26 protein-coding genes are annotated in these 26,723 nt (G+C 74.6%); 20 read left to right on the top strand and 6 right to left on the bottom strand.

Annotated features, from left to right (window positions below):
* Window positions 1-2: 2 nt before the first annotated feature.
* Genes ACWEJ6_RS41275 through ACWEJ6_RS41265 form a run of 3 tightly spaced genes read right to left on the bottom strand, consistent with a single transcriptional unit; the run spans window position 3 to window position 3,453 of the window.
* Window positions 3-911, bottom strand: coding sequence for an amino acid ABC transporter permease (locus ACWEJ6_RS41275; protein WP_387676743.1), 909 nt, complete (start codon window positions 909-911; stop codon window positions 3-5).
* A 2-nt stretch (window positions 912-913) separates the two neighbouring features.
* Window positions 914-1,876, bottom strand: coding sequence for an ABC transporter substrate-binding protein (locus tag ACWEJ6_RS41270; protein ID WP_452431064.1), 963 nt, complete (start codon window positions 1,874-1,876; stop codon window positions 914-916).
* Between the two features lie 14 nt (window positions 1,877-1,890).
* Complete coding sequence (locus tag ACWEJ6_RS41265) at window positions 1,891-3,453, bottom strand: amidohydrolase (RefSeq protein ID WP_387676748.1); 1,563 nt, start codon at window positions 3,451-3,453, stop codon at window positions 1,891-1,893.
* A 117-nt stretch (window positions 3,454-3,570) separates the two neighbouring features.
* Between ACWEJ6_RS41265 and ACWEJ6_RS41260 the strand changes: the two genes are divergently transcribed.
* Both ACWEJ6_RS41260 and ACWEJ6_RS41255 read left to right on the top strand, forming a co-directional pair.
* A complete protein-coding gene (locus ACWEJ6_RS41260) occupies window positions 3,571-4,446 on the top strand; it encodes a LysR family transcriptional regulator (protein WP_352322122.1) in 876 nt (291 codons plus the stop codon).
* 112 nt (window positions 4,447-4,558) lie between these two features.
* Window positions 4,559-5,734, top strand: coding sequence for an amidase (locus tag ACWEJ6_RS41255; RefSeq protein WP_452431063.1), 1,176 nt, complete (start codon window positions 4,559-4,561; stop codon window positions 5,732-5,734).
* Window positions 5,735-5,752: 18 nt separating this feature from the next.
* Here ACWEJ6_RS41255 and ACWEJ6_RS41250 read toward each other — a convergent pair whose 3' ends face one another.
* Window positions 5,753-6,793: an Lrp/AsnC family transcriptional regulator gene (locus ACWEJ6_RS41250; RefSeq protein ID WP_387676754.1), complete on the bottom strand. Its 1,041-nt coding sequence runs from the start codon at window positions 6,791-6,793 to the stop codon at window positions 5,753-5,755.
* 111 nt (window positions 6,794-6,904) lie between these two features.
* On the opposite strand from ACWEJ6_RS41250, the gene ACWEJ6_RS41245 reads away from it, so the two are divergent.
* The 6 genes from ACWEJ6_RS41245 to ACWEJ6_RS41220 all read left to right on the top strand — a co-directional run bounded on the left by ACWEJ6_RS41245 (window position 6,905) and on the right by ACWEJ6_RS41220 (window position 11,762).
* Window positions 6,905-7,615 (top strand): aspartate/glutamate racemase family protein, encoded by a 711-nt coding sequence (locus tag ACWEJ6_RS41245; RefSeq protein WP_452431062.1) that lies wholly within the window; start codon window positions 6,905-6,907, stop codon window positions 7,613-7,615.
* A 146-nt stretch (window positions 7,616-7,761) separates the two neighbouring features.
* Window positions 7,762-7,914 carry a hypothetical protein gene (locus ACWEJ6_RS41240; RefSeq protein ID WP_352322127.1) on the top strand — a complete coding sequence of 51 codons (153 nt, stop codon included), beginning with the start codon at window positions 7,762-7,764 and terminating at the stop codon, window positions 7,912-7,914.
* A gap of 64 nt (window positions 7,915-7,978) precedes the next feature.
* Window positions 7,979-8,956, top strand: a complete 978-nt coding sequence (locus ACWEJ6_RS41235) for an MvdC/MvdD family ATP grasp protein (protein WP_452431061.1) — start codon at window positions 7,979-7,981, stop codon at window positions 8,954-8,956.
* Complete coding sequence (locus tag ACWEJ6_RS41230) at window positions 8,953-9,921, top strand: TIGR04500 family putative peptide maturation system protein (protein WP_452431060.1); 969 nt, start codon at window positions 8,953-8,955, stop codon at window positions 9,919-9,921. Before ACWEJ6_RS41235 ends, ACWEJ6_RS41230 begins: the two co-directional genes overlap by 4 nt.
* Window positions 9,922-10,009: 88 nt before the next feature.
* Window positions 10,010-11,215, top strand: a complete 1,206-nt coding sequence (locus ACWEJ6_RS41225) for an SMI1/KNR4 family protein (RefSeq protein ID WP_452431059.1) — start codon at window positions 10,010-10,012, stop codon at window positions 11,213-11,215.
* A 52-nt stretch (window positions 11,216-11,267) separates the two neighbouring features.
* Window positions 11,268-11,762 carry a hypothetical protein gene (locus ACWEJ6_RS41220; RefSeq protein ID WP_452431058.1) on the top strand — a complete coding sequence of 165 codons (495 nt, stop codon included), beginning with the start codon at window positions 11,268-11,270 and terminating at the stop codon, window positions 11,760-11,762.
* 299 nt (window positions 11,763-12,061) lie between these two features.
* Here the strand turns inward: ACWEJ6_RS41220 and ACWEJ6_RS41215 are convergent, their stop codons facing one another.
* Both ACWEJ6_RS41215 and ACWEJ6_RS41210 read right to left on the bottom strand, forming a co-directional pair.
* Window positions 12,062-12,505: a PaaI family thioesterase gene (locus ACWEJ6_RS41215; RefSeq protein WP_452431057.1), complete on the bottom strand. Its 444-nt coding sequence runs from the start codon at window positions 12,503-12,505 to the stop codon at window positions 12,062-12,064.
* 45 nt (window positions 12,506-12,550) lie between these two features.
* Window positions 12,551-14,494 (bottom strand): BTAD domain-containing putative transcriptional regulator, encoded by a 1,944-nt coding sequence (locus ACWEJ6_RS41210; RefSeq protein ID WP_452431056.1) that lies wholly within the window; start codon window positions 14,492-14,494, stop codon window positions 12,551-12,553.
* A gap of 78 nt (window positions 14,495-14,572) precedes the next feature.
* On the opposite strand from ACWEJ6_RS41210, the gene ACWEJ6_RS41205 reads away from it, so the two are divergent.
* The 12 genes from ACWEJ6_RS41205 to ACWEJ6_RS41150 all read left to right on the top strand — a co-directional run bounded on the left by ACWEJ6_RS41205 (window position 14,573) and on the right by ACWEJ6_RS41150 (window position 26,694).
* Window positions 14,573-15,448, top strand: coding sequence for an alpha/beta fold hydrolase (locus ACWEJ6_RS41205; RefSeq protein ID WP_452431055.1), 876 nt, complete (start codon window positions 14,573-14,575; stop codon window positions 15,446-15,448).
* Between the two features lie 156 nt (window positions 15,449-15,604).
* On the top strand, window positions 15,605-16,627 hold the full coding sequence (locus ACWEJ6_RS41200) for an oxidoreductase (RefSeq protein WP_452431054.1): 1,023 nt from the start codon (window positions 15,605-15,607) through the stop codon (window positions 16,625-16,627).
* On the top strand, window positions 16,608-17,456 hold the full coding sequence (locus ACWEJ6_RS41195) for a sugar phosphate isomerase/epimerase family protein (protein WP_452431053.1): 849 nt from the start codon (window positions 16,608-16,610) through the stop codon (window positions 17,454-17,456). The genes ACWEJ6_RS41200 and ACWEJ6_RS41195 overlap by 20 nt, the downstream gene beginning before the upstream one ends.
* Window positions 17,446-18,732 carry a M20/M25/M40 family metallo-hydrolase gene (locus ACWEJ6_RS41190; protein WP_358300936.1) on the top strand — a complete coding sequence of 429 codons (1,287 nt, stop codon included), beginning with the start codon at window positions 17,446-17,448 and terminating at the stop codon, window positions 18,730-18,732. The genes ACWEJ6_RS41195 and ACWEJ6_RS41190 overlap by 11 nt, the downstream gene beginning before the upstream one ends.
* Complete coding sequence (locus ACWEJ6_RS41185) at window positions 18,729-19,904, top strand: Ldh family oxidoreductase (protein WP_452431052.1); 1,176 nt, start codon at window positions 18,729-18,731, stop codon at window positions 19,902-19,904. The genes ACWEJ6_RS41190 and ACWEJ6_RS41185 overlap by 4 nt, the downstream gene beginning before the upstream one ends.
* Window positions 19,901-20,821 carry a Gfo/Idh/MocA family protein gene (locus ACWEJ6_RS41180; protein ID WP_452431051.1) on the top strand — a complete coding sequence of 307 codons (921 nt, stop codon included), beginning with the start codon at window positions 19,901-19,903 and terminating at the stop codon, window positions 20,819-20,821. The genes ACWEJ6_RS41185 and ACWEJ6_RS41180 overlap by 4 nt, the downstream gene beginning before the upstream one ends.
* Window positions 20,818-21,276, top strand: coding sequence for a DUF6917 domain-containing protein (locus ACWEJ6_RS41175; protein ID WP_387676792.1), 459 nt, complete (start codon window positions 20,818-20,820; stop codon window positions 21,274-21,276). The genes ACWEJ6_RS41180 and ACWEJ6_RS41175 overlap by 4 nt, the downstream gene beginning before the upstream one ends.
* Window positions 21,277-21,458: 182 nt before the next feature.
* A complete protein-coding gene (locus ACWEJ6_RS41170; RefSeq protein ID WP_452431050.1) occupies window positions 21,459-21,986 on the top strand; it encodes an EF-hand domain-containing protein in 528 nt (175 codons plus the stop codon).
* Window positions 21,987-22,155: 169 nt separating this feature from the next.
* Window positions 22,156-23,361 (top strand): DegT/DnrJ/EryC1/StrS family aminotransferase, encoded by a 1,206-nt coding sequence (locus ACWEJ6_RS41165; protein ID WP_358300924.1) that lies wholly within the window; start codon window positions 22,156-22,158, stop codon window positions 23,359-23,361.
* On the top strand, window positions 23,358-24,497 hold the full coding sequence (locus ACWEJ6_RS41160) for a DegT/DnrJ/EryC1/StrS family aminotransferase (protein ID WP_452431049.1): 1,140 nt from the start codon (window positions 23,358-23,360) through the stop codon (window positions 24,495-24,497). Before ACWEJ6_RS41165 ends, ACWEJ6_RS41160 begins: the two co-directional genes overlap by 4 nt.
* A complete protein-coding gene (locus ACWEJ6_RS41155; RefSeq protein ID WP_452431048.1) occupies window positions 24,494-25,420 on the top strand; it encodes a UbiA family prenyltransferase in 927 nt (308 codons plus the stop codon). Before ACWEJ6_RS41160 ends, ACWEJ6_RS41155 begins: the two co-directional genes overlap by 4 nt.
* Window positions 25,417-26,694, top strand: coding sequence for a protoporphyrinogen/coproporphyrinogen oxidase (locus ACWEJ6_RS41150; protein WP_452431047.1), 1,278 nt, complete (start codon window positions 25,417-25,419; stop codon window positions 26,692-26,694). Before ACWEJ6_RS41155 ends, ACWEJ6_RS41150 begins: the two co-directional genes overlap by 4 nt.
* Window positions 26,695-26,723: the final 29 nt, after the last annotated feature.

The following is a 26,723-nucleotide window of genomic DNA, read 5'->3' as shown; positions in this document are numbered from 1 at the left end:
GCTCACGCCGCCGCCTTCGGCAGGATCCGGGCCGCGAGGCCGCCGCCGCGGACCAGCCGTACGGCCTCGGAGCCGAACCGGCGTTCCAGGCGGCCCTGGAGGAAGGTCGCGACGGCGGTCATGAGCATGTACCACAGGCTCGCCACGATGAGCAGCTCCATGATCAGGTTGTTGGCCTTGTAGATCTGGCTGGCGTTGGTCATCAGGTCGTGCCCGGCCACCACGTAGACCAGCGAGGTGGTCTTCAGCATGGAGATGAACTCGTTGCCGGTGGGCGGGATGATGATCCGCAGCGCCTGCGGCAGCACGATCACGCGCATGCGCTTGGCCGGGGTCATGCCCAGCGCGTACGCGGCCTCGGTCTGGCCGTGGTCGACGGCCTGGATCCCGGCCCGCACGGTCTCGGCGAAGTACGCCGCCAGGTTCAGCCCGAGCCCCAGCATGGCCGAGGTGAACCCGGTCATCACCTCGTTGGTGTCCCACTTGACGCCGATCATGGTGAACGGCACCTTGAGCACCAGCTCGGGGAACAGGAACGCCAGGTTGTACCAGAAGATGAGCTGCACCAGCACCGGCGTGCCGCGGAAGAACCAGATGTAGAGCGTGGCCAGCCCGCTGAGCACCGGGTTGTGCGACAGCCGCATGATCGCCACGGCGACGCCGAGCACCAGCCCCAGCACGGTCGCCAGCACCGAGATCTCGATGGTGACCCAGACCCCGGCCAGGATGCGGTCGTTGAACAGGTATTCGGCGACCTTGCCCCAGTCGAGGCGCGGGTTCACCACGACCAGGTAGACCAGCCAGCCGGCGATCGCGGTCACGGCGGCCGCGGCCACCAGGCGGCCCCAGTGGCGCGTCCTGGCGACCGGGACGTGCTCCCCGGACGGCCCGGTGAAGGGCTCCGTGCGCATGGTCACTTACCGCCGTTGACGACAGCGGACTGGACGGCCAGCTTGTCCAGGTTCCACGCCGTCAGCAGCTTGGCGTACTCGCCGCCGGCGATGAGGGAGTCGAGCGCGCCCTTCACCGAGTCGACGAGCTCCTTGTCGTCGGGCTTCATGCCGATGCCCCACGGGCTCTCGGTGCCCTCCAGGGCCATCGCCTCGACCTCCAGCTTGGGGTCGGCGGCCTTGCTGGCGGCCACCACGTAGTCGGTGATGGTGGCCTGCGCCCGCCCGCCGGTGACCTGGATCAGGGCCTCCTGGTCGCCGGGGAACTTCAGGATGTTCACGGCCGTCTTGCCTGCCTTCTTGCAGTCGGCGTCGTACCCCTCGGCCAGCTCCATGGACGAGCCGTTGTCGACGACGGACACCGTCTTGCCGCACAGGTCGGCCGGGCCGCCGATCTTGGCCGGGTTGCCCTTCTTGACCAGCAGACCGGCGCCGGCCTGCACGTAGTCCACGAACGTGACCTGCTTCTGCCGCTCCGGCGTGTCGCTCATCGAGGAGATGACGAAGTCGTAGCGGCCGGTGAGCACGCCGGGGATCTGGGAGTTGAACTCCTCGTCGGAGATGGTCACCTTGGCGCCGAGCTTCCTGGCGATGGCCCTGGCCAGCGCCGGGTCGAAGCCGATCGCCGTCTTGCCGTCGCTCGCGTACAGCTCCATGGGCGGGTAGCCGACGGACGTGACGACCTTCAGGCCCTGCGTCTTCAGGCGGGCGGGCGCCTTGGCGGCGAGAGCCTGGTCCGGGGTGATGGCGTTGATCACGTCGGCCGCCTTCTCCTCGGTGGGGGCCTGGTCGAGCGTGACCGCCGCCGTGCCGCCGTCCGCGGGGGCCGCGGCGTCGCCGCCGCCGTCCAGGGACTGGGCGCCGCAGGCGGTGGTGGCGGCCAGCAGCGCGCCGGCGGCGAGGGCGGAGAGAGTGCGGATGTTCACGAGGGGGTGCTCCTTCAGGATCGCTGCCAGCGGACTTCGCCGCCGACGACGGTGGTGAGGACCTGGGTGCGCAGCACCGCCTCCGGCGGCTCCAGGTACGGGTCGGTGTCCACGGCGATGAAGTCGGCGAGCATGCCGGGCGCGAGCACGCCCTTGCGGTCCTGCTCGCCGGCCGCGTACGCGGCGCCGAGGGTGTGCGCGGTGATCGCCTCGGCCATGCTCAGCCGCTGCTCGGGCTGCCAGCCGCCGGCGGGCGTGCCGTCCTGCCGGGTACGGGTGACCGCGGCGTACAGTGCGGCCCACGGGTCGGGGCTCTCCACCGGCGCGTCGGAGCCGAAGGCCAGCGCGACCCCGGCGTTGAGCATGCCTCGCCAGGCGTAGGAGGCCAGGTCGTGGCCGGCGAGCAGCGAGTCCACCAGGGCGATGTCGGTGGTGCAGTGCACCGGCTGCATCGAGGCGACGACGCCCAGCCTGGCCATCCTGGTCAGGTCCTGGGGGCGCAGGTGCTGGGCGTGCTCGATGCGGTGCCGCAGGCCGGCGGTGGTCCCGATCGCCTCGTAGGCGTCGAGGACCAGCCGGTTGGCGCGGTCGCCGATGGCGTGCGTGGCGACCGCGATGCCGGCCGCCGCCGCCTTGCTGAAGATCCGTACGAGGTCTTCGTACGGGGTGACCGCGATGCCGGTGTTGTCGTGCTCACCGGCGAACGCCTGGTGCATGTGGCAGGTGTGCGAGCCGAGCGCGCCGTCGCTGAACACCTTGACCGGCCCGGTGCGGACCCAGTCGTCGCCCTGGCCGGTACGGCGGCCCTCGGCGATGGCGGCCTCCAGGGCGACCGTGGGGATCGCCTTGTGCACGCGGATCTTCAGCTCGCCGGCGTCGCGCAGCTCCAGGTAGGCGGCCCGGCAGTCCTCGCCGTCGATGTCGTGCACGCTGGTCAGCCCGAACGACAGCAGCTCCTCCTGGCCGGCGCGCAGCAGGTCGCGCAGGTCGCCGGAGACCATGAGGGCGCGCAGCGGGTAGGAGGCGGACTCGCGCAGGATGCCGGTGGGCTCCCCGTACGCGTCCCTGACGATCTCGCCGCCGACCGGGTCGGGGGTGGAGGCGTCGATCCCGGCCATCCGCAGGGCGGCGGAGTTGGCCCAGACGGTGTGGCCGTCGACGTTGGGCAGCGCCACCGGCAGGTCGGGGCAGACCGAGTCGAGGGCCTTGCGGTCGGGCTGGACCGGCGGGTTCCAGATGTTGCTGTTCCACCGGCCGCCGAACAGCCAGGCGCCCGGCCGCAGGGTCGCCGCGTGCGCGGCCACCTTGGCCAGGGCCTCGTCCAGGGAGCGCACGTCGCGCAGGTCGACCGCGCCGAGGCTCTGGGCGTACTGGGCCGTGTGGATGTGGGCGTCGTACAGGCCGGGCAGCACGGCGGCGCCGTCGAGGTCCACCAGCTCGGCTCCCGCGCCCGCCGCCGCGCGCACGTCGGCCTCGGTTCCGACGGCGACGATCAGCTCGCCGTCCACGGCCATGGCCTGGGCGGCGGGGGCGCCGTTGGTGCCGGTGCGAATGGTGGCGTTGCGGTATACGCGCATGTCATGGATCTCTCAGGGGTTTCGGGTGGGGTGGTGCGGCTCACTGTAGAAGTGGCGGAAAGAAGTAGGAAGCGATATAAACACGACATTTAGCAGCGCTGAGGGCAAGGAACGCTTATGCTCAAGCCGGAACATCTGCGCACACTGCGCGAGGTCGTGCGTCTGGGGTCGTTCGCGGCGGCGGCGAACCGGCTCGGTTACACCTCCTCGGCCGTCTCCCAGCAGATGGCCGCGCTGGAACGGGAGACCGGCGTGCGGCTGTTCGACCGCTTCGCCCACAGCGTGCTGCCGACCAGCGCGGCGGAGGTGCTGGCCAGGCAGGCCGAGACCGTGCTGGCCGACATCGAGCGCATGGTGGCCACCGTCCAGGCGGTGCACCGCAACAGCGAGCCGCAGATCCGGCTCGGGCTGTTCCCCAGCTTCACCGGCGTGCTGGCCGACGTCATGCGGCGGATGGAGCCGGAGGACCGGGCCGGGATCCGGCTGTCGGTCGCCGAGTCGTCGCAGCTCATCGCCCGTCTGGGCAGCGGCGGCGAGATGGACGCCGCGGTGGTCTACCAGGTCGGCAACACCGGGCTGTCGTGGCCGTCGGTGCTGACCAGGCGGTGGATCGCCGAGGACCGGTACCGGCTCGTCCTGCCCAGGCTCTGGCCGGACCTGTCGCCGTACCGGGCCGAGCAGCTCGTGGACCTGCCGTGGATCATGCACCATCCGGCCAGCAGCGACGCCACCCTGTTCGAGGCCCTGTTCGCCCACTGGAGCCTGCACCCGCGGGTGGTCTGCCACTCCGACGACTTCAAGATCACCCTGTCGCTGATCGGCGCCGGCGTCGGCGCGGCCCTCATCCCCGACCTCGCGCTGCGCGGCCACGGCGAGGACGTCGTGGTGGTCGACGTGCCGTGGCTCAACATCAGCCGCAGCATCTTCACGCTGGTCCACCCCGACCGCGAGACCGCCCGCCTGCAGTGGCTGCTGGACGAGCTGACCGTCTGAACCGGCTCTCGACGCGGCCGGGGCCCATCTGCCAGCATGTGCCGGATCATCCCCCCGGGCCGCGGCCACCTGGCGTCGCCGTGCCCGCGCAAGGCTAAGGAGATCTTCCACCGTGGAACGCGAGGCGGCGATCGCCCAGTCCGCCGAGGCCATCCGCCTCCACAGCGGGCACCACATCCTCATCGAGGCCGGCCCCGAGCCCGTCCTCGACCGCCTCGGGCGCGACGACCGCCGCACGCCGGACGGCCCCCTGCGGAACTGGACGTACGTCGTCAAGGACATGATCGACGTGGCCGGCCTGCCCACCACCCGCGGCTCCGCCCTGTACGGCGCCGAACCGGCCCTGGCCGACGCCCGCTGCGTCGAGCTGCTGGACGCGGCAGGCGCGCTGCTGGTCGGCAAGGCGAACCAGCACGAGTTCGCCTGGGGCGTGACCAGCGAGAACCCGCACTGGGGCGACGTCGGCAACCCGCGCCACCCGCACCTGACCCCCGGCGGTTCGAGCGGCGGCACCGCCGCGGCGCTCGCCGCCGGGATCGCCCGGTTCGGGCTCGGCACCGACACCGGCGGCTCGGTGCGCATGCCGGCCGCCTGCTGCGGCGTGGTGGGCCTGCGTCCGCGCTCTGGGGCCGTGCCCGCCGCCGGGGTGGCGCCGCTCGCGCCGTCCTTCGACGTGGTCGGCCCGATGGCCGCCTCGGTCGCCGACTGCGCCCGCGTCTGGCAGGCGCTGACCGGCGAGGCCGTCGAGCCGCCCGACTCGCTGGCCGGGCTGGTCGTGGGCGTCGCGGAGGGCTGCGACCAGGCCGGGGACTTCGCCGAGCTGGGCGCGCGGCTGCGCGAGGTGGCCCTGCCCGCCGAGGTGCTGGAGCCGTACTGGACGATCGTGGGCGCGCAGGCGCGCCGGACGCACGAGGGCACCTTCCCCGAGTGCGCCGCCCGCTACAGCCCCGGGGTACGGGCCAAGCTGGCGGCCGCGGGCGGCGTCGGCCACGAGGAGTACCGGCGGGCCGTCGAGCGGCTGTCGTCGCTGCGAACCGCGTTCGCGGCCGCCGTCGAGGGCATCGACCTGCTGGTCATGCCGACGCTCGGCGCCCCCGCGCCCCGGCTCGGCTGCGACGAGGCCCAGGTGCGCGGCGAGGTCGGCCGGATCACCGCGACGGTGTCGGCGCTCGGCCTGCCCGCCCTGGCCGTCGGCGACCTGCAGCTCGTCGCCACGAGCGAGGCCGCCGTGCTGCGGGCGGGGATGTGCAGGGAGGCCCGCGGCGGGACGATCCCCGAGCCGCGCTGACCTCCGAGGATCCGCTGGTCAGGCCGCCCGGGGCAGGCTCCACGGATCCACCGGCACCACCTCGGCGCACCGGCCGTACGGGTCGAGCAGCCGCCCGTACAGCTTCGACTGGCGCAGCACGATCTGGCGGTCGGCCACGGTCACGTGCGGGAAGCGCTCCTCCAGCCGCACCACCAGCGGATGCAGGTCGGCCACGCCGTGCAGGCCCACCGTCAGCAGCATGTTCCGCGGCCCGGCGAGCGCCGCGCAGGTACGCGTCTCCGGCCAGCCGAGCAGCGCCCGGCCGGTCTCCTCCAGCAGCGCGTCGGGCATGCGCAGCCACAGCAGCGCGGCCGAGTGCCAGCCCGCGTGCGAACGTGCCAGGTCGCAGCGGAAGTCGAGGTCGCCGGTGGCCACCAGCCTGGTCAGCCGGCGCTGCACCGTGCGCTCGGACGTGCCCACCGCCCTGGCCAGCTCGGCGTAGGGCGCGCGGCCGTCGGGGAGCAGGGCGGTGAACAGCCGCCGGTCGATCTCGTCCATCTCCCTGGTCGACTCCGGCGCGGCCGGTCGCCTGGCCAGGGCGGCCGCGGTGCGCGGCGGCAGCACCCGCAGCCGCCACCGGCACGACGCCTCGAACACCCGCGTGGCGACGTGCGTGCGGACCTTGGCCACGCCCGGCACCCGGGGCAGCGCGGTGAGCACGTGGTCGGCCAGGGCCGGCATCGACGGGGCCACGGCGATCACGAACAGGTCGTGCCCGGCGGCGACGTGCTGGACGGTGATCAGATGGCGCTCCCGCGCCAGCGCCGCCGCGACCTCGGCCGCCGCGCCGGCCGCGCAGTCGATCTCCAGGAACGCCATGCTCAGCGCGTGCATCTGGCGGGGGCCGAGGGCGACCGTGGTCCACGCCTCGCCGGTGCTCGTGAGCCGCTGCCAGCGCCGCGCCGCCGTCACCGGGTCGGCCCCGACGGCCGCCCCCACCTCCACCCAGCTCGCCCGTGGGCTGATCTGCAGGGCGTCGATGAGCTCAAGGTCGGACTCGGCCAGCAACGACGGCGGCTCCACGCCGGAATCCTGCACTGATCCTCCCTTGATGTCCGATTGCTGCGTTCCAGCGGTCGGGACACCCTATACCGGGATCCTGGGCCCCGACCGCCGTCAGGCGCAGCCACCGGAAAGGGAGACCCGCGGATGACCTCGCTCGGCCTGGCCAGGATGGTCGGCGTGCTGGGCGGCATGGGCCCGGCCGCCACCGTCGACTTCTACGGCAAGCTCGTGGAGGAGACCGCCGCCACCAGCGACCAGGAGCACGTGCCGGTCGTCATCTGGGGCGACCCCCGCGTCCCCGACCGGTCGACGAGCCTGCTCGGGCAGGGCGAGGACCCGACCCCGCAGTTGCGGCGCGGCATCGGGGCGCTCAGAGGGGCCGGGTGTGAGCTGCTGGCGGTGCCGTGCAACACCGCGCACGCGTTCGTGCCGCGCCTGGCCGAGGAGGCCGGGCTGGAGCTGGTCAGCATCGTCGAGGTCACCGCCGCCGCCCTCGCCGCCGACGGCGTGCGCGCCGCCGGGCTGCTGGCCACCACCGGCACGCTCCGCGCCGACCTGTACGGCCCCGCGCTGCGCCGGCACGGCGTGACCCCGATCGAGCCGGACGAGCCCGGTCAGCGCGAGGTCATGGCCGCCATCGCCGCCGTCAAGGGCGGCCGAGCCGGCCGGGAGCACGCCGACGCGCTGGCCGCGCAGGCCCGCTCGATGGCCGCCCGCGGCGCGCGGCGCGTGGTGGCCGCGTGCACGGAGGTGCTGCTCGCCCTGGACCCGGACACGGTCCCGGTCCCCGTCGTGGACCCCGCCCGCCTGCTGGCCCGCGAGGTCGTCCGGGTGGCGCTGGCCGCGCGCGGCTGAACCGGACTTCTTTCACTTCCGCCTCTCAAGTCACATCCAAGCCACTTCCAATCTCCGGATGGTGGGCTTGGCGCATGAGCTGAGGACGTGCCCGCACGTCCGCGAGCCGGGGGGCTCGCAGCTCGATGTGAAGGGAGGTTACGACCATGAGCAAGAAGATCGTGAGTCTGGACGATCTGGGTGACGAACTGGCGGTGATCGAGGAGGCCGATCTCGGCCTCGTCGCGGGCGGCATGCCGATGCAGCGCTGCTACGGCACCAACGGGAACCCGCCCACCGACTGGGTCTCCGACTACTGATAGAGACGATTCGCGGTCGCGTGGGAGGGGAGCCCGCTCTCCTCCCGCGCGGCTGGGGGGACACGTGCTACTGATTCTGAGCGAGCCCGGCGACGCGACCGTCGACCTGGTGCTGCCCAAGCTGAAGGCCCGGGGCGCGGACGTCCTGTGGTGGGATCCGGGCGAGTACCCGTCCGCCGCCCGGCTGACCGCGCGCTTCGGCGCGGACGGTGAGGAACTGGTCCTGACCAGGGACGGGCAGATCTTCGACCTCTCCGGCACGACGGCCGTCTGGACCCGGCGCCCCGGACGCCCGCGCGCCGCGGACGACGTCACCGCGGACGACCTCCGGGCGCGGGTGGGCGAGCTGTCGGAGTGGTTCACCGACGGCTTCTGGGACCTGCTGGACGCGCGCTGGCTGCCGGCCCGCCAACCGGTGCTGCGCAGGGCGCACAACAAGCTGGTCCACCTGGCCCTGGCCCGGCGGCTGGGCTTCGCCGTGCCCCGGACGGTGATCACCAACGACCCGGCCGAGCTGGTGCCCGCCTACGAACACGCGAACGGGCGGCTGATCGCCAAGGCGATGGAGCACACCCTGTTCGAGATCGACGGCGGCGCGCACGCCGTCTACACGACCGTGGTCACCCGGCGGTCGCTCGGCGGCCGGGGGCGGATCGTCCACGAGCCGGTCATCCTCCAGCCGTACGTGCCCAAGGCGGTGGAGCTGCGGGTCACCGTGGTCGGACGGCAGGTGTTCACCGCCGAGATCGCCTCCCAGGACTCGCCGCGCACCCGCGACGACTGGCGTCACTACGACTTCGCCCGCGCCCGCCACAGCGTGCACCGCCTGCCGGACGACGTCGCCCGCCGCTGCGCCGACCTGGTCGCGGCGCTCGGCCTGTCCTTCGGCGCGATCGACCTCATCCTCACCCCCGACGGGCAGTACGTCTTCCTGGAGATCAACCCCAACGGCCAGTGGGCCTGGATCGAAGACCTGACCGGCCTGCCCATCAGCGACGCCGTCGCCGACTGGCTGACCGCCGGAGAAACGGACGCGCAATGACTCAGCTCTCCCTCGGGCCGGCCCTGGAAAGCGGCGTGAACCTGCTGCACGGGCTGACCCGCCGGCGTTCGGCCGTGGAGGAGGCCCGCCGCACCGCCGCCGCCTGGGCCCAGGCGCACCCGCGGCTCGGGGCCCAGCTGGTGACCACCCCGCGTCCCGGCTCGCCGGTCGTCGACTACGACCTGCTGCTCGACCACCCGTCGGGCGGCACCATCATGCTCGGCGTGCAGGCCGAGGACGGCACGTCCTGGCTGGTCGACCACTCGACCCACTGGGCCGCCGGTTACGTGCTGACCGTGGACGGGACGCACGTGTCGGTGTCCGAGGCGATGCTCATGCTGCGTTCGCTGGCGCGTCCCGGGATGTCGCCGCAGGAGGAGCTGGTCCGGTTCTGCGTGCTGCGCAACGCCGCCCAGCAGGAGGAGGTCGGCCTGGCCGACGTCCAGGCCGCCGCGGACGGGTTCCGCAGGCGGCGCGGCCTGCTCGGCCACGACACCATGATGGAGTGGCTGGACGGGATGGGCATGAGCGCCGAGGCGTTCCACGACCACATGACCATGACCGCCAAGGACCAGCGGTTCCGCGCCCGGAAGCGGGCCGAGCTGGCTCCGGCGTACCTCGACCGCCATCGTGACCGGTTCGCCCAGGTACGGGCGGCCTGGGTGCTGTCGGACGACCCGGTCGAGGCGGCCGAGCTCGACGGGCCGCTCGCCGGTCGCTGGGACCTGCGGCTGACCAGGGCCCGGACGTGGGCGGGCGAGCTGCCCGTACCGCTGCGGGAAGTGCCGGCCGGTGGCGCCGCCGGTCCGGTCCCCTACGAAGAGGGCTTCCTGACCGGCCTGGTCGTCGAACGGCAGGAGGCCGTGGCGGACGCGGCCACGCTGAAGGCCGCCGGCGCGGCCGCCTTCGAGGAGTGGCTGACCGGCGCCGCCCGGGAGGCCGGGGTCACCTGGCACTGGCTCTGACGCGTCCGGCGTCCTCAGCGCCGAACCATTTGGAGTGATTTCTCCGGGCATGTCGGTGCCTTCCGGTACTGTGCCGCAGGTGCGGCGGATGATCACCTCTCGGGGCTTGTGGTGGGCGCTCGCGGCGGCGGCCGTGGCGGTGGCGGCGGTCGTGTTCGTCCGTCGCTCGCGAACGCCGTACCCCGCCCTGCCCGGCGAGCGTCCGGCTCCGCAAGGACCGCCTCCCGAGCGGGACGCCCCGCCGCCGTGGCCGCCCGTCCCGATCCTCGGCACGCCGACGAAGGCGGACATCGAGCGCTACGCCACCAGACCGGCCGGCTTCTTCGACCACCCCGCCGTCGCCGCCTTCCTCGCGGAGCGGCAGCCCCTCGACAGCCCCACCCGGCGGCGGCTGAACCGCTGGGCCGTGGTGGCATCGGCGGTCGTCCTGCTGGCCGGGGGCGCGCAGGTCCTGGAGTCGGCGGTGTTCTCCAAGGGAGGAGACGCCGCGACCGAGGCCGATTACCTGCCCTGCGCCCAGGTGTACGCGGACGCCGGCGTCGGCTGCGCCACGGAACCGCAGTGGCAGGTGGATTCCGGCGCGGAGCCGGACCGCGAGTGGTCCCCGGCCCTCGAACCGGCCGACCAGCAGCGCGCCGAGTCCCAGGAACCGCCTCTCGCCCAGGAGGCCGTCGACGCCGACTGCCGTCCACGGACGGCCAAGCCGCACGTACGCGCGATCAACCCCAAGGTCACCCGCGCGGTGAACCGGCAGTGGCGGCGGATCGAGACCTGGCTCAAGGCCAACGCCCCCAAGAGCTACCGCACGCTCGGCGGGCCGGGAAGGGCGAGGACCATCGCGGTCGCCGAGGCCCAGACGGGCCTGTCCTTCCCCGACGACCTGCGGGCCTCGCTGCTGCGCCACAACGGCTCCGCCGTCATCGAGGGCACCTGGCCCTTCGGCTTCCTGGACAACGTGAACATGACCATCCGCCAGATCCGCGACCACTGGCGCACCCTGTGCCAGATCGACGCCACCGACGACTCGGACGACCCCCGCACCGAATGGTGGGACGGACGCATGATCCCCGTCGGCTCCGACGGCGGGGGCAACAGCCTGGTGATCGACTCCGTACGTCGCGACGTCGGCGAGACCGACCACGAGGACAGCATGAGCTTCACCCCCGGCGGGATCCGCATCCGCTCCTACCACGCCCTGCTGAAGGCCACCGCCGACGCCCTGGAGACCGGCGGAACCGTCGGCCACTGGAAGCCCGAGGCGGCCGACGGCGAACTGGAGTGGAACCTCCCCTGACCCACCCGCCGCACCCGTCGACAGCGCCGCGCCCGGGTGTCACGATGCAAGGATGATCGCCCCCCAGGTCATCGCACCCTCCGCGCAGAACGTGGCCAGAAGGCTGGTCCTGGCCGGCGCGGCGGGGATCGTCCTCACCGTCGCCCTCCTCGCATGGGCCGCCCTGACGCCGGACCTCATCCCCTCGTTGGGGGCGCGCTACTGCGGCGAGTACACCGGCTGCGTCGGCTACCTCTTCCTGACCTGGGAGTACGGCCGGTGGGTCGCGCTGGTCGCCGCCTGGCCGTTGCTGCACCTGCTCCGCGTACGCCCGGCGTGGCAGGCCACCCTGATGGCCGCGCTGTACCTGGTGGCCATCTGGCAGGTGGCGCTGCTGCTCATGCCGGCCGACTTCGCCATCGGGTTCTACCTCATCCTCCTCAGCGGCGTGCTCGCCTTCCCCGCCGCGGCCTGGACGACCATGCCGCACCTGCCGCGCGCCGTCCGGTTCGTCACCGCCGGCATCGCTCTCGCGGTCTGCGTCGTCACCTGGCCGCTCGTTCAGTGACGCGCAAGCGGGCACCCCGCCCGCTCCTAGTGATCACCAAGACGTCCCCAAGCGCCTCCTGCGACCGTGAGTGCGCGACATTCACCACGACAGAGGGGGACGTTCCCAGATGAACGACTTCGAGACCGGCGCCCGCGAGCTCGACGACATGAGCTCGCCGCCGTCACCGGCGGCATGTGGGCCAACTACGACTGGATGAACTACGACTGGCGCGACGCCGTCATCGACGCCCTGCCGTAACCACGCGGCACACCGCCGGGGCCGCCTCACACAGGAGGTGGCCCCGGCCTCGCGCCGGATCAGGGCCGGCCCATCGTCCGGACCATGACGGTCGCGGTCGCCGTGGCCACGACGTCGCCGCCCGGGCCGAGGAGCTCGCCGGCGAGGAAGCAGACGTCCTTGCCCCGCCTGACCACGCGCCCCCGCCCGACGAGCCGCCCGGGCCGCGCCGGACGCAGGAACTGCACATGGAGGTCGAGGGTCGGCGCGAACTGGTCCTCCGGCAGCGTGGCCACCAGCGCGGGCCCCAGCGTGTCGTCGAGCATCGCGGCCAGGAAGCCGCCCTGGACCACGCCGACCGGATTGGCGAACTGCTCGCCCGCCCGGAAGGCCACCTCGATCGTGCCCGCCTCCGGATCGACCTCGACGAGCTCCCAGCCGAGCAGCGCTGCCGCCGGCGGCAGCGGAACCCTGCCGGCGACCATGTCCCAGAACATCCCGCGCCTGTCCGCGTGCGTGGTCATGCCCGCCATTGAACAGCCCGCCACCGACAGTCCGGCGGTCATGGGTCAAGCCCCCAGCTCGGCGAGGAACCCGGCGACCGGGCCCAGCGTGATCAGGCCGCTGCCCGCTCCGGCCAGCTCCGCCGCGGCGGGGGCCAGCGCCCGGCGGGCCCGGTCCGCCACCTGCCGGTCGCCGACCGCGACGGCGGCTCTCGCGGCCAGGCACCACATGGCCTCCAGCAGCAGGTCAGGGGGCGGCTCCGGGATCCGGCCGACCGCCTCGGCGGCCTGCGCGCCCCGCCCCTCCGCCAGCAGAACGAGCGGCCGCACCCACGGCTCGTACGGCCCCCACTCCACGTCACCCCGATCGGCCTCGCCCAGGACCGGCAGGCCGTGCCGCACCCGTACGGACAGCAGCGCGAGCGGCAGCAGCCCCCGCGCCAGCCCCGGCATGCCGACGTCGTCCAGCCGGGCCGCGGCCGCCCGGTAGGCCGCCTCCTCCTCGGCCGCCGGCACCCGTCCGCCGGCCGCCTTCCGCACCACCCGGTACCAGTCGGTGAACACGCTGACCAGCGGCAGCTCGTTCCGTTCCGCCAGCCGGTCGGCGGCGGCCGCGTGCCGGTCGGCGGCCCCGAAGTCGCCGAGCGCCCCCAGCGCCTGGACGCGCACGAGATGCCCCAGCACCTCGTACGTGACCAGCCCGTGCCGCGACGACAACGCGACCAGCTCGGCCCCGATCCCGTCCCGATAGGAGGCCAGCCCCGCCCGCTCGAACGCCTGCATGAACACCCCGTTGAGCGCGAACGCCAGCAGCGCCGGGTCGTCGAGGCGGCGGGCGATGCGCTCGGCCTCGGCGGCGGCCAGCGGGCCGCGGGCCGACCGGACGCCGCGCGACTCGACGGCGATCGTGGCCAGCAGCCGCGCCCGCGCCGCCTCGGACGCGCCGGGCGGCAGGCCGCCCAGGGCCCGTTCCGCCGCGGCGACGACCTGGGCCGCCTGCTCGGGGTCGTCCGACCGGGTCCAGATCGCCGGGACGTCGTAGGCGCCGATCACCCGGGCGGTCAGCTCCGGGTCGCCCAGCTCCTCGGCCGCCGCGATGGCCGCCGTACGGTGGCCGCGCGCCGCCTCCAGGCCGCCGCCCCCGGTCACCGCGAGGTTGCGCAGCAGGCCGACCGTCGACTCCAGCCGCGCCCGGGCCCCGGCCCCCACCGTGCGGTCGTACGCCTCGGCCGCCTGCGCCCACACCCGGGCCGTGGCGTCGGCGGGGGCGGCCAGGCCGCGGTCCTGGTGCAGGATGTCCGACTCCAGGCGGCGCAGCCGGGGCCCGGGGTCCACGCCGAGGTGCTCGGCCAGCAGCGTGCGCGCCCGGCGCAGCACCGCCAGCGCGTCCCCCTGGCGTCCGGTGCGGTAGAGGGCGAGGGCGAGCAGTCGCCAGGCGTCCTCCCGCCAGGGGTGCTCGGCGACGTGCGAGTCCAGGTCGGCGACGGCTTCGGCGGCCCGGCCGAGCGCCAGTTGTGCCTCGGCCCGGCGTTCGACGGCGTGCAGCCGCAGCTCGGTCAGGCGGGCACGTTCGGCGCGCGCCCAGTGCTCGTCGGCGAACTCGGCGTAGGCCGGGCCGCGCCACCAGCCGAGCGCCTCCGTCAGCCGGGCCGGTTCCGGCGGGCCGGCGGTCACGGCCTGTTCGAAGCGCCAGGCGTCCACGGCGTCGGGCGCGGCGCGCAGGGCGTACCCCGGCCCTTCGGTGACCAGCAGCCGGGCGGGGGCGCGCGGCGGGCGCGCGGGCTCCAGCGCCCGGCGCAGGGCGGCCACGAACGTGCGCACCGCGCCCACCGCGTCCGGCGGCGGATCGTCCCACAGGTCCGCCACCAGCCGCGTCACCGGGACGACCCGGCGCCGGGCGACGATCAGACGGGCCAGCACGGCGCGGTGCCGCGGCCCCTTCAGCGGGATCGGCTCACCCTCGTCGTCCCAGGCCGCCACCGGCCCCAGCACCCCGAACACGCTCCCCATCCTTCCTGCTCACCGGATGCTCATCCGCCCCCGGCACGCTGGTAATCGACCCGGTCACCCATCGAAGGAGGGCACCTCATGACCACCATCTCCGGTTTCGAGCACCGCCGCGTCCCCGTCGCCGACGGCGTCACGCTGCACGCGGCCGTCGGCGGCTCGGGCAGCCCCATTGTGCTGCTGCACGGCTTCCCGCAGACGCATCTGATGTGGCGGCACGTCGCCGCCGACCTGGCCGCGGACCACACCGTCATCTGCCCCGACCTGCGCGGTTACGGCGCCAGCGACAAGCCGGCCGAGACCGGCCCGGACGTCTACTCCAAGCGCACCATGGCCGCCGACGTGGTGGCCCTGGCCGCGGCGCTCGGCCACGAGCGCTTCGCCCTGGCCGGGCACGACCGCGGCGCGCTGGTCGCCTTCCGCGCCGGCCTCGACCACCCGGCCGCGATCACCCACCTGGCCTGCCTCGACGTTCTGCCCACCCTCGACATGTGGGACGTCATGCGCGGCGTCACCGCCGCCGTCGGCTTTCACCTCTTCCTCATGGCCCAGCCGCCCGGCCTGCCCGAGCAGCTCATCGGCGCGAGCCCGGACGCCTTCTTCGGCCACTTCCTCGACCTGTGGGCCAACGACCCGGCGGCCATTCCGGCCGACGTTCGGGCCGCCTACCTGGACGCCTGCCGGGCCGCCGTGCCGTCGATCGTGGCGGATTGCCGGGCCTCGGCCGGGATCGACGTCGAGCACGACCGCGCCGACCTGGCCGCGGGCAACCGGCTGGGCATGCCGGTGACCGTGCTCCAGCAGGACTGGGGCGCCGCCCTCGGTTACGACGCCGCGGCGCTGTGGCGGGCCTGGGCGCCCGACCTGCGGCACGACACGGTCACGTGCGGACATTTCATGGCCGAGGAGTCCCCCGCCGAGATCGCCCGCGCGCTCCGCGAGCTCGTGTCCCGGTAGCAGGCCCTCCTGGTCAGGGGCCGTCTCGTAACTTAAAGTAATTGACATGTCACGGTAAGTTATTCGACAATGGCAGCGCCAATGAGGTCGTCCTTCCGGCGGGAAAAGTACGGGCCGGAAAGCCGAGTACGCGACGGAGTAGAGGCGCTCGCCAGCATGTTGCACGCATTCATCGTCGGGATGGGCAGATCCGGCGCAGGGCTGCATCTGCCGTCCCTGGCCAAGGTGCGCGAGGCGGCCCCCGGGCTGCTGGCGCCCGACCCGGTCGTCGTCCTCGACCCCCTCCTGCCGCCCGGCGGCGTGCGGGGAACGGTGACGGCCGGGTCGCCCGAGGAGGCCGCCGCGCTCGCGCCGCCCGACCGGACCGTCGTGCACCTGTGCACCCCGCCGCACGTCAGGGCCGGGATGCTGGCCCGGCTGGCGCCGCTCGGCTACCGCAAGTTCATCGTGGAGAAGCCGCTCGCGCTCGACCTGGTCGGGCTGGCCGCCGTGGCCCGGGTGCGCCGGCGCTGGGGCCTCGATCTCACGGTCGCCACCCACTGGCTCGACAGCACGCTCACCGGCCGGCTGCGGGCGGCGATGCGCGCCGAGGAGTTCGGCCCCCTGCGGCAGATCCGGGTGGTGCAGAACAAGCCCAGGTTCACCCGCAGCGCGGCGCGTCCCGACGCCACCACGGCCTTCGACATCGAGATGCCGCACGCGCTCGCCGTGGTGCTCAGCCTGGCCGGCGGCGGCCGGATCTCGGCGGCGTCCTGGGAGGACATGGTCACCGAACGGCTGCGGCTGCCCCGGCTCGGACGGGCCAGGCTGCGGCTCGACCACTACTCGGGCGTGCGTACGGAGATCGACTCCGACCTGACCTCGCCCGTACGGGAGCGCCGCATCACCCTGCACTTCGACCGCGGCACGCTCACCGGCCACTACCCGTGCAGCGACGCCGACCACACCGCCCAGCTCAGGGTGGCCACGGCCGAGGGCGAACGGCGTACGGTGTTCACCGACGACGCCCTGCCCGCCTTCCTGCTGGCCGCCTACCGCCGCTACGCCCGCGCCCGCCGCTCGCCCGGCGCGCTGCCCGTCCAGGTCGACGCCGTGCGACTGCTCACCGAGGCCAAGCACCTGTGCGCGGCGCACGAGCCGGGGCGTGAGGGGGCGCCGCGTGCCGGCACCACCTCCTGAGCTGGCCGGCATCGGCGACGAGGCCGCCCCCGACCTCGACGGCCAGCTCGCCGCCGTGGGGGAGCTGGGCTGGAACCGGCTGGAGCTGCGCACGGTCGACGGCGTGCCGGTCGCCGCGCTCGGCGAGCAGGCGTTCCGGCGCGCGGTGCGGCGGTTGCGCGAGGCGCGGGCCGAGGTCGTCGCGGTCGCCTCGAAGATCGGCGACTGGTCGCGGCCGGTGACCGGCGACTTCGCGCTCGACCTGGCCGAGCTCGACGTGCTGGCCCGCCGCTGCCCGGTGCTGGGGACGCGGCTGGTGCGGATCATGTCCTTCCCCTCGGGCGGCCTGCCCGAGCCCGAGTGGGGGCGGAGGGTCCGCCACCGGCTGCGCGAGCTGGCCCGCCGGGCCGAGGACGCCGGGCTGCTGCTGGTCCACGAGAACTGCGCCGGCTGGGCGGGCGACCGCGCCGACCGCATGCTGGACCTGGTCACCGGCATCGGCAGCCCGGCGCTGCGGCTGCTGTTCGACATCGGCAACGGCGTCGCCCACGGCTACCCGGCGGCCCCGATGCTGCGCGAGGTCGTCCCGTACGTCGCGCACGTCCACGTCAAGGACGCCGTCACCGGCCCCGGCGGCGAGGTCGTCTACGTGCTGCCCGGCGAGGGGCGGGCGGGCGTCGCCGAGTGCCTGCGCCTGCTGTCCGCCCACGGCTACGCCGGCGCCCTGTCCATCGAGCCGCACCTGCGGCTGCGCCCCCACCTCGACGACCCGGGCGCCGGCGACCGGGCCGCGTTCGTCCGGTACGGGCGGGCGCTGGAAAGGCTGGTGGGGCAGGTCGATGGACGTTGACGCCGTGCCTCTCGACGCGGCGGAGCGCGACCTGCTGCTGAGGCTGCTGCGGCTGCCCACGGCAGGCCCGCTGGAGACCGGACCGGCCGGGCCGCCGCCGCGGCTGCGCGAGGCCCAGGAGCAGTACGCGCGGGCCGCCGCGGCGCTCGGCTTCCGCACCGTGCGGCACACCTCGGTGCGCCCGGCCGAGCTGGACCGCGCCGACGTCCCCGCGCCCGTGCGCGAGGCACTCGGCCTGCCCGGCTTCCTGGACGGCCAGCCCAGTCTGGTGCTGCGGCTGGGCCCCGGCCTCCCGGCGTCCCGCACGGTGATGTTCAACGTGCATCTCGACACGGTCGCCGGCGGCGGACCGGCCGGCTTCGACGGCGAGCGCTTCCACGGCCGCGGCGCGATCGACGCCAAGGGCCCGGCCGTCGCGCTGCTGGCCGGGCTGCGGGCGGCCCGCGCGTGCCGTCCGGCCATCGGGCGCGAGGTCGGGGTGCTGATCCAGGCCGTGGCGGGCGAGGAGGGCGGGGCCATGGGCGTGCTCGGCACCCGCCCGCTCGTCGAACGCGGCTACGTCGGGCGGCTCAACGTCTTCTGCGAGCCCACCGGCGTACGGTTCCTGCCGCGCAGCACGGCCGCCGCGACCGCGCGGATCGTGGTGGACGGCGACCACGCCGTGGACGACCGCCCGGCCGCCGGGCACAACGCCACGGTCCTGCTCGGCTTCCTGGCCCAGCACCTGGCCAGGGCGCTCGACCCGGACACCGTGTGCGTGGCGGGCCTGCACACCGGCACCCGCCACAACCAGGTGTACGGCCGCGGCTCCCTCCTGCTCAACCTGCCCTACGCCACGCCCGCCACCGGACGCCGCCTGGAACGGGACCTCGCGCGCGCCCTGGACGACGGGCTCGCGGCCTTCGCGGCGGCCTTCGGCGGCACCGCGCTGTTCGCCAGGACCGCCCGCGACGCCAGGGCGGTCACCCGGCTGGAGTGGCGCAAACGCGGCCTGCCGGTGCTCGACGACCGCGACGCGTGGGGCCACGCGCTCCTGCGCGACCGGGCCGGGATCCCGCCCTGGCCCGCCGGAGAACCGGCGTTCACCTGCGACGCCATCTGGATGGCGGGCGTCGGGGGCGCCTGCACGGTCGTCCTGGGGCCGGGCGACCTGGCCGGCAACAACGCCCATGCCGAAGGGGAGTTCGCGCGGGCCGCCGAACTCGCCGGGTTCGCCGCCGCCGTGGCCCGGCTGATGATCGCCTTCACCGACGACAGGATTGGACGAGGAGCATGAACCCCACCGCCTCACCCGCGACGGACGCACCGCCCGCGCAGCCGTACCCGCCGGGCCCGGCAGTCGCCCGGCCGGCGCGGGCCGCCGTCCGGGTGCGCCACGACGACCTGCTGGACTTCGTCGCCGCCGTGTTCACCACCCGCGGCCTGGCCCCGGAACGCGCCCGCGAGGCCGCCGCCGCGCTGTGCTACGGCGACCTGGTCGGCATGACCTCGCACGGCCTGGCCAACCTGACCCGGCTCTACCTGCCGCTGTTCGACGAGGGGCGGGTCGATCCGCTGGCCGAGCCGTCCGTGCTGGCCGACCGGGGCGCGGCCGTGCTGCTCGACGCCGATCGCGCCCTGGGCCTGTGGGCCGCCGGCCTGGCCATGGAGATCGCCGCGGGCCGCGCCTCGACGTACGGCGTCGGCCTGGTCTCCGTACGCGGGGGCACCCATCTCGGCTGCGCCGGGCACCACGCGCTGCGCGCGGTCGAGTACGGCATGATCGGCGTCATCGCGAGCAACTGCGGCCGCCAGCGCATCGCCAGGCCGCCCGGCGGCGCGGTGGCGATGCTGGGCACCAACCCGATCAGCGTCGCGGCCCCCGCGGGCGGGCACCCGCCGTTCGTGCTGGACATGAGCACCACCGCCATGCCCACCGGGCGGGTCAGGCAGGCCGCGCGGCACGGCGAGGAACTGCCCGAAGGGGTGCTGGCCGCCGACGACGGCGCTCCCGTGACCGACGCGGCGGCGTTCGACGAAGGGCGGGCGCACCTGCTCTGGCTGGGCGGCCAGGCCGGGCAGTACAAGGGCTTCGGGCTGGGGGTGGCGGTCGAGGTGCTGGCCGCACTGGTGTCCGGCGCGGGTCTCGGCGCCCACCCCGACGCCCACGACGGCGACGGCGGCCCGAGCGGGCGCGACGACGACATCGGCTTCCTGGCCCTGGCCGTCGCGCCCGGGGCGTTGCGCGAGGGCCTGGAGGGCGACGCGGCCACGATGTTCGGCGCGCTGCTCGGCTGCCCGCCCGCCGACCCCGTCTCGCCGGTGAGCTATCCCGGCTGGCACGAGCATCGCCGGGCCGAGGAACACCGGCGCTCGGGCGTCCCGCTCGGCACGGACCTGTACGACGAGCTGGCCGCCCTCGCCGCCGCCACCGGACTCGACGCCCCCGCCCTGGTGGTGGCGCGGTGAGCGCCCGGCTGCGCGTCGCGGTCATCGGGCTCGGCGTGATCTCGCGGTTCTACCTGGCGGCCCTGCACAGCTCGTCCGGGCTGCGGCTGGCCGCGGTGTGCGACACCGATCCGCGCGTCCTGGAGGGGCACCGCGTCCCCGGCTACCGCGACCACGTCCGGCTGCTGGAGGAGGAACGGCCCGACGCCGTCGTGGTCACCGTCCCCAACGACCTGCACGCCCGGGTCTGCGCCGACGCGCTGGAGCGGCGCATCCCGGTCTGCGTGGAGAAGCCGCTCGCCCTCGACGCCGCGCAGGGCAGGCGGCTCACGGACCTGGCCGCGAGCTCGGGCGTGCCGCTGTTCACCGCCTTCCACCGGCGCTACAACTCCGCCGTCGGACGGCTGCGCGCGGCGTGCGCGGGCGCCCGCGTCGAGGAGCTGACCGTGCGCTACCTGGAACGCATCGAGGACCACGCGGGCGACGACTCCTGGTACCTGGACGTGCGCCGCTGCGGCGGCGGCTGCGTCGCCGACAACGGGCCCAACGCCTACGACCTGGTGGACCTGCTGCTCGGCCCGGCGCACGTCGTCTCCGCGCACGTCGACCGGGACGCCGCGGGGGCCGACCGGCAGGCGGACGTCGAGCTGCGCGCCGGCGCGGCCCGCGCGCGCGTCCTGCTCGACTGGTCCTACCCGGGCGAGCGCAAGGACCTGGAGGTGCGCCTGGCCGACGGCCGCAGCCTGTACGCCGACATGCTGGCCGGCCACTCCGGCTTCAAGAACTCCCTGTGGCACGAGTACGAGGGCGTGCTGGCCGCCTTCGAACGCTCGGTGCGCTACGGCACCCCCGACGGCGAGGGCGGCCTGCCCGCCCTGCGCTTCGTCGAGGACGTCTACCGCCTGGAGAAGGCCGGCGCGGGACGGGGTGCCGCGTGAACCCCGACGAGGACGGCCCCAAGACCGCGGTCACCGGGACCCTGCTGAAGGTGCTGGTGCACCGCAGGCAGGACCGCGGCATGCGGCTCGAACCGTACGCCAGCCGGTGCGTGCGCGCCGGCGAGGTGCACGAGCTGGTCGCCACCGACCACACCGAGACCGACGCGGGCGCCAGGATCGACCGGGTCGCCTTCCTGGGCTTCGCCGAGATCGTCGCGGCCGGCGTGCTGGACCGGGGCGACGAGGTGTGGATCGGCGGGCGCCGGGTCGGGGTGCTGCTCGGCTTCGACGGCTGCCACCTGCCCAACCACTACAACGTGCTGATCCACAGCGATCCCGCGGTCACCGGACGGGAGCTGGGACTCATGCCGGGCGAGCCGCTGGTGTTCAGCCAGGCCCTCCCGGACGAGCCCGAGGAGGGCGGCGCCCGCGTCTTCCGCTGGCCCCTGCTGTAGAGCCGTTCTTGGGAATCCCGATTACTTTCCGTGACCTCTGGTTTACCTTCAGTCACTCAGGGTAATCTGTTGATTGCGCACAGTAGTGGGAACCACTCGTTTTCGAGCCCACTAGAGGTCGCGTCCTTCCCCCCGATGATCCCCACCACGGCGGGCGGGCGCGTGTCACGAAAGGACAGACAATGGCTGCGGGCACCAAGACGACCAGCCGGCTGGAAGAGCGCTTCCGCCTCTGGGACAACGACGGCTCCGGCGCGATCGAGCGCTCCGACTTCGAGAACGAGGCCGACGGCATCATCGAGGGCCTGGGCGTGCAGGGGACGCCGCAGGCACATCAGCTGAAGCAGGCGTACCTGGCGATGTTCGACCACCTCGCGGGGGCGGTGGGCGCGTCGCGCCTCGACCAGGCGCAGTTCCTCCAGGCCGCCGAGCGCGAGATCATCAGCAGGGGCGACGACGGGTTCTCCCAGGTCGTGGGCCCGACCATCCAGGCCATCGTCAACGTCCTCGACCGTGACGGCGACGGCGAGGTCGACTCCTCCGAGATGGCCAAGTGGTTCGCGGCCATCGGGCTCGACGGCGCGGTCGCCGCCGAGGCCTTCCGGCAGATGGACACCGACGGCACCGGCAGACTCTCCGTCTCCGAGCTGGTCGACGCCGTCCGCGACTACCACCTCGGCAAGAACGACATCCCTCTGCTCGGCAGGTGACCTAGGCCCGAGCAGGCCGAAGGGTCGCCCAGAGCCGCTGTCTCCGGGGCGGCTCCGCCGAGGGAGCCGTCCGGGGGCCTTGTCCCCGGGCGGCTCCGCCCGAAGAAGGGGCCGTCCGGGCCGCATCCCCGGGCGGCCCCGCCGCCACCATCGCATCAGGACGGGAACCTTGGAGAAAACACTCTCCCCGCCCGGGGGATCGCCGCCCCGCGCCGCCGCCGCTCCCATCCCCTTCTTCTCCCAGGCGGCGACGTTCGACCGGCTGTGGAAGGAGATCCGCGCCGGGTGCGTCGACGTGCTGGACCGCGGCAAGTTCTCCCACGGCGCGAAGGTCGCCGAGCTCGAACGCCGGCTCGCCCTGTGGACCGGCGCGGCGCACGTCGTCGGCGTCAACTCCGGCACCGACGCGCTGGTGCTGCTGCTGCGCGCGGCCGGCCTGCGGCCCGGCGACCAGGTCGTGGTGCCCGCCTACAGCTTCATCGCGACCGCCAGCTCCGTCGTGCTGGCCGGCGGCGTGCCGGTCTTCGCCGACATCGAGGAGCACGGCCACGGCATCGACCCGGCCTCCGTCGACGCCGTGGCCGGGCCGCGCACCACGATGGTCATGCCGGCGCACCTGTTCGACCGCCTGGCCGACCTGCGGGGCGTGTGCGAGGTCGCCCGGCGGCGCGACCTGACCGTGCTGGAGGACAGCGCCGAGGCCATCGGCATGCGCCTCGACGGCACGCACGCCGGGCTCGTCGGCGCGGGCGGCGTGCTGTCGTTCTTCCCGTCCAAGACGCTCGGGGCCATCGGCGACGCCGGAGCACTGCTCACCGACGACGACGGCATCGCCGAGACCGCGCGGGCGCTGCGCCACCACGGCCGCGGCGGCCGCACCCTCGACCACTTCCCCGGCATCGCCAACCCCACGATCCTGCCCGGCTGCAACAGCAAGATGGACGACCTCCAGGCCGCCGTCCTGCTGGCCAAGCTCGCCCGGCTCGACGCCGACATCGCCCGCAGGTCCGAGCTGGCCACCCGTTACGACGCGCGGCTGCGCGACGTGCCCGGCGTGCTGGCCGTGCCGGGCGCGGCGCCGCCGCACCCGGGCGGCAACCGGGTCTGCTACGTCTACCTCGTCGAGGTCGAGTCCCGCGACGCCCTGGCGGCGCACCTGGCCGCGGCGGGCATCGGCACCGAGGTCTACTACCCGGTCCCGCTGCACCTCCAGCCCTGCTTCGCCCACCTCGGCCACGTCCGGGGCGACTTCCCGAGGGCGGAGGCGGCCTGCGAGCGGGCGCTCGCCCTGCCGCTCTACCCCGACCTGTCCGACGCCGCGGCCGACCGCGTGTGCGACGAGATCGAGGGCTTCTACCGAGGGCGGCGCGGATGAGCCGGGTGCCGTTCTTCGCCGCCGACCTGTTCGAGGCCGACCGGGCGACGCTGCTGCGCACCGTCTACGCCGTCGGCACCGGCGAGGCCCAGAAGTTCATCCTGGGCGAGCACACCGCCCGGTTCGAACGCGAGCTGCGCCACCGGCTCGGCGCGGCCGACGTCGTGGCCTGCTCCAGCGGCACGTCCGCGCTCACGCTGGTGCTGGCCGCCATGGACGTGGGCCCCGGCGACGAGGTCGTGGTGCCCGCCTTCGGCTGCGCCCCGCTGGCCGCCACCGTGGTCGGCGCGGGGGCGCGGCCGGTGTTCGCCGACGTCGACCCCGTGACGCTCACCGCCGACCCTGCCGCCGCCGAGTCGCTGGTCACCGGGCGGACCAAGGCGGTGATGCCGGCCCACATGTTCTCCGTGATGGCCGACATGCCGCGCTTCCGCGAGCTGGCCGACCGGCACGGCCTGCGGCTGGTCGAGGACTCCGCGCTGGCCCAGGGCGGCACGCTGGGCGGGCGGCCCGCCGGCCGGTGGGGGGACGCGGGCGTCTACTCGTTCGTGCAGGTCAAGACGTTCGGCATGCCGGGGGAGGGCGGGGTGGTGATCACCGACGACCCGGCCCTGGCGGCGCACGTACGGATGCTGCGCAACCACGGCCAGGACGGCGCCCGGCGCTTCCACCACCGCCGCGTCGGCCACAACAGCCGCTTCGACGAGGTGATGGCGGCCTTCCAGCTCCACCGGCTCGCCGGCCTGGACGACCGCCTGTCGCGCCGGGCCGAGATCGCCTCCTACTACTCCCGGCGTTTCGAGCCCCTGGCGGAACGCGGGATCGTGGCACCGCCCGTCGGAGGGGACGGGCGGTTCCACTACGTCTACACCGTGCTCACCGAGCACCGGGACGCGCTGGCGGCCCACCTGGCCGCCCACGACATCGCCACCCACGTCTACTACCCGCGCACGCTGCCCGCCCAGCCGGCCTTCGCCCGCTTCGCGCCGCCCGGCGCGTCCTGGCCGGTGGCCGAGTCCGCCGCCCGGCGCAACCTGTCGCTGCCGCTGCACCCGCGGCTCGCCGACGCCGAGGTCGAACGGATCGCCGACGCGGTCTGCGCGTTCGCCCACGGCTCCCCGCAGGAGAACCCATGACCGACCAGGTGGCCACCCGCGGCCTCGGCCCCTACGCGCGGCTGGCCAAGCTCGACATCTACGACTACTACCTGGGCCTGCCGCTGGTGTGGTCGCTGCTGCCGCCGGCCGGGCGATGGCAGCCGTACGCCGTCGGCCTGCTGCTGTCCGTGCTGATCGCCGAGGCGGCCGTGGTGGCCGCGATGGTCGGGTTCGACGACATCACCGGCCACCGCGACGGCAGCGACGCGGCCAACTACTCCTCCGACGCCGCCCGGCGCAGACTGGCCCGCAAACCGCTGGTCGCCGGCACGCTCACCGAGCGGCAGGCGCTGCGCTTCGCCTGGACGGCCACCGCGATCAGCGCCGTGCTCTGGGCCGCGGTCGTGGCCGCCGCTCCCCACCGGCCCGCGTGGGTGGTCGTGACGGCGGCGGCGTGCGTGGTCGCGGCCGTGCAGTACTCGTGGGGGCTCAAGCTCAGCTACCGGGGGTTCCAGGAGCTGTTCCTCGTCGGGCTCGGCGTGGGGTGGGTGCTGGTGCCGTACGGGCTGCTGACCGGGCAGGCGAGCGGGTTCGTGGCGGTGCAGGCGGTGCTCTTCGGGCTCGGGCCGATGATCTTCGGCCTGTACTCCAACACCAACGACGCCCGCGGCGACCGGGAGGCCGGGCGGTTCACCGTCGCGGCGCGGACGTCCCCGCGGGTCAACGCCGCCTTCGTCACCGCGGTGAGCGCGGCCGAGAGCCTGGTCGTCGGGTGGGCCGTGGCCGCCGGGGTCGCGCCCTGGTGGTTCCTGGGCGTGCTCGTGCCGCTGGTCTCCCTCCGCGTCACCCAGCTGGTGATCGGGTTCGTCCGCGGGGACGTGCTGCGGGCCCGGCGGGTGGCGATCCGCACCCACCGCGTCACCGTCGGCGTGCTGATCCTGGCCAACCTGGTCCTGGCATGAACGTGGACGTCGCGGTGGTGGGCGCCGGACCGGCCGGCCTGGCGGCGGCGTACGCGCTGGACCGGGCCGGGCTCGCGGTCCGCGTCCTGGAGGCGGCCGAGGCGGTGGGCGGGCGGATGCGCACGCTGCGGGCGCGGGGCTGCCTGATCGACACCGGCGCCGAGATGTTGCCGTCCGCGGACGGCTATCCGGCCACCTGGCGGCTGATCAGGGCGGTCGGCCTCGACGCGGCGGCCGTGCCGAGGGTGCGCGACGCCGTCGGCGTGTGGCGCGACGGGCGCGTCCACCCGCACGTCGGCCGCCCGCTCGGGCTGCTCACCGGCGCGGGCCTGCCGCCGCGCGCCCGCCTCGACCTGGTACGCCTGCGCCTCCGCCTGGCCCGCGGCCGTCCGGGCCCGGAGGCCACCGTCGCCGACCTGGTCGGGAAGTACCATCCCGACCTGCGCGCGTTTCTCGTCGAGCCGCTGGTCGCCGGGTTCTTCGGCTGGGACGCCGGGCGTTCGTCCGCCGCGGTGTTCGCCGAGCACCTGACGAGCACCGGGAGCACGAACACCTGGCACACCTACCGAGACGGCATGGACACCCTGGCCAGGGTGCTCGCCGCCGGGCTCGACGTGGTCACCGGGCACGAAGTGACAGGGGTGGTCCCGTGCCCGGGAGGGGTGCGGCTGGAGTCGCCGCGGGGGAGCGTGAGCGCGCGGGCGGCGGTCCTGGCCGTTCCCGCGCCCGTGGCGGCCCGGCTGCACCCCGGCGCCCCGCCGGAGGAGCGGGCGTACCTGGAGGCGTGCACGTACGCGCCCATGCTGCGGCTCAGCCTCGTCCTGTCCCGGCCGGCGGCGCCCGGCTGGCGCGGGTTCGCCACGCTCGTGCCCGCGGCCGAGGACCCCGTGCTCAACGTGATCACCGTCGACCACCACAAGCACCCGGGCCGGGCCCCCGCCGGTACCGGGCTCATCTCGCTCATCACCTCGCCGCAGGGCACGGCCGCGCTCATGGGGGAGAGCGACGAGAAGGTCGCCGACCAGCTCGTCGGGCGCGCCGAGCGGTTCGTGCCCGGCCTGGCCGGCCGGGTGGCCCGCTTCCACGTGCACCGCTTCCCGCACGGGCTGCCGGAGGCGACGCCGCGGGCGCTGGCGCTGCGAGCGGCGTTCGAGGGGCGTCCCGGGGCGGCGGTCGACTACGCCGGCGACTGGGTCGCCCTGCGGCCGTGCAGCGAGGGCGCGGTCGCGGCGGGGGAACAGGCCGCCGCGCGGGTGCTCGCCCGCCTGTCGTAGCCGCCCGCCCGCCGTCCGCCCGTTTTTCA

Source organism: Nonomuraea sp. NPDC004702, assembly GCF_053601695.1.
This window is presented reverse-complemented; position numbering and strand designations above follow the sequence as displayed.

Excerpts from the sequence above, each read along its gene's own strand:
- ACWEJ6_RS41275 (WP_387676743.1), bottom strand. The coding sequence starts at position 911 with ATGCGCACGGAGCCCTTCACCGGGCCGTCCGGGGAGCACGTCCCGGTC.
- ACWEJ6_RS41265 (WP_387676748.1), bottom strand. The coding sequence starts at position 3,453 with ATGCGCGTATACCGCAACGCCACCATTCGCACCGGCACCAACGGCGCC.
- ACWEJ6_RS41260 (WP_352322122.1), top strand. The coding sequence starts at position 3,571 with ATGCTCAAGCCGGAACATCTGCGCACACTGCGCGAGGTCGTGCGTCTG.
- ACWEJ6_RS41245 (WP_452431062.1), top strand. The coding sequence starts at position 6,905 with ATGACCTCGCTCGGCCTGGCCAGGATGGTCGGCGTGCTGGGCGGCATG.
- ACWEJ6_RS41240 (WP_352322127.1), top strand. The coding sequence starts at position 7,762 with ATGAGCAAGAAGATCGTGAGTCTGGACGATCTGGGTGACGAACTGGCG.
- ACWEJ6_RS41230 (WP_452431060.1), top strand. The coding sequence starts at position 8,953 with ATGACTCAGCTCTCCCTCGGGCCGGCCCTGGAAAGCGGCGTGAACCTG.
- ACWEJ6_RS41225 (WP_452431059.1), top strand. The coding sequence starts at position 10,010 with ATGATCACCTCTCGGGGCTTGTGGTGGGCGCTCGCGGCGGCGGCCGTG.
- ACWEJ6_RS41220 (WP_452431058.1), top strand. The coding sequence starts at position 11,268 with ATGATCGCCCCCCAGGTCATCGCACCCTCCGCGCAGAACGTGGCCAGA.
- ACWEJ6_RS41215 (WP_452431057.1), bottom strand. The coding sequence starts at position 12,505 with ATGACCACGCACGCGGACAGGCGCGGGATGTTCTGGGACATGGTCGCC.
- ACWEJ6_RS41210 (WP_452431056.1), bottom strand. The coding sequence starts at position 14,494 with ATGGGGAGCGTGTTCGGGGTGCTGGGGCCGGTGGCGGCCTGGGACGAC.
- ACWEJ6_RS41205 (WP_452431055.1), top strand. The coding sequence starts at position 14,573 with ATGACCACCATCTCCGGTTTCGAGCACCGCCGCGTCCCCGTCGCCGAC.
- ACWEJ6_RS41200 (WP_452431054.1), top strand. The coding sequence starts at position 15,605 with ATGTTGCACGCATTCATCGTCGGGATGGGCAGATCCGGCGCAGGGCTG.
- ACWEJ6_RS41190 (WP_358300936.1), top strand. The coding sequence starts at position 17,446 with ATGGACGTTGACGCCGTGCCTCTCGACGCGGCGGAGCGCGACCTGCTG.
- ACWEJ6_RS41185 (WP_452431052.1), top strand. The coding sequence starts at position 18,729 with ATGAACCCCACCGCCTCACCCGCGACGGACGCACCGCCCGCGCAGCCG.
- ACWEJ6_RS41170 (WP_452431050.1), top strand. The coding sequence starts at position 21,459 with ATGGCTGCGGGCACCAAGACGACCAGCCGGCTGGAAGAGCGCTTCCGC.
- ACWEJ6_RS41160 (WP_452431049.1), top strand. The coding sequence starts at position 23,358 with ATGAGCCGGGTGCCGTTCTTCGCCGCCGACCTGTTCGAGGCCGACCGG.
- ACWEJ6_RS41155 (WP_452431048.1), top strand. The coding sequence starts at position 24,494 with ATGACCGACCAGGTGGCCACCCGCGGCCTCGGCCCCTACGCGCGGCTG.
- ACWEJ6_RS41150 (WP_452431047.1), top strand. The coding sequence starts at position 25,417 with ATGAACGTGGACGTCGCGGTGGTGGGCGCCGGACCGGCCGGCCTGGCG.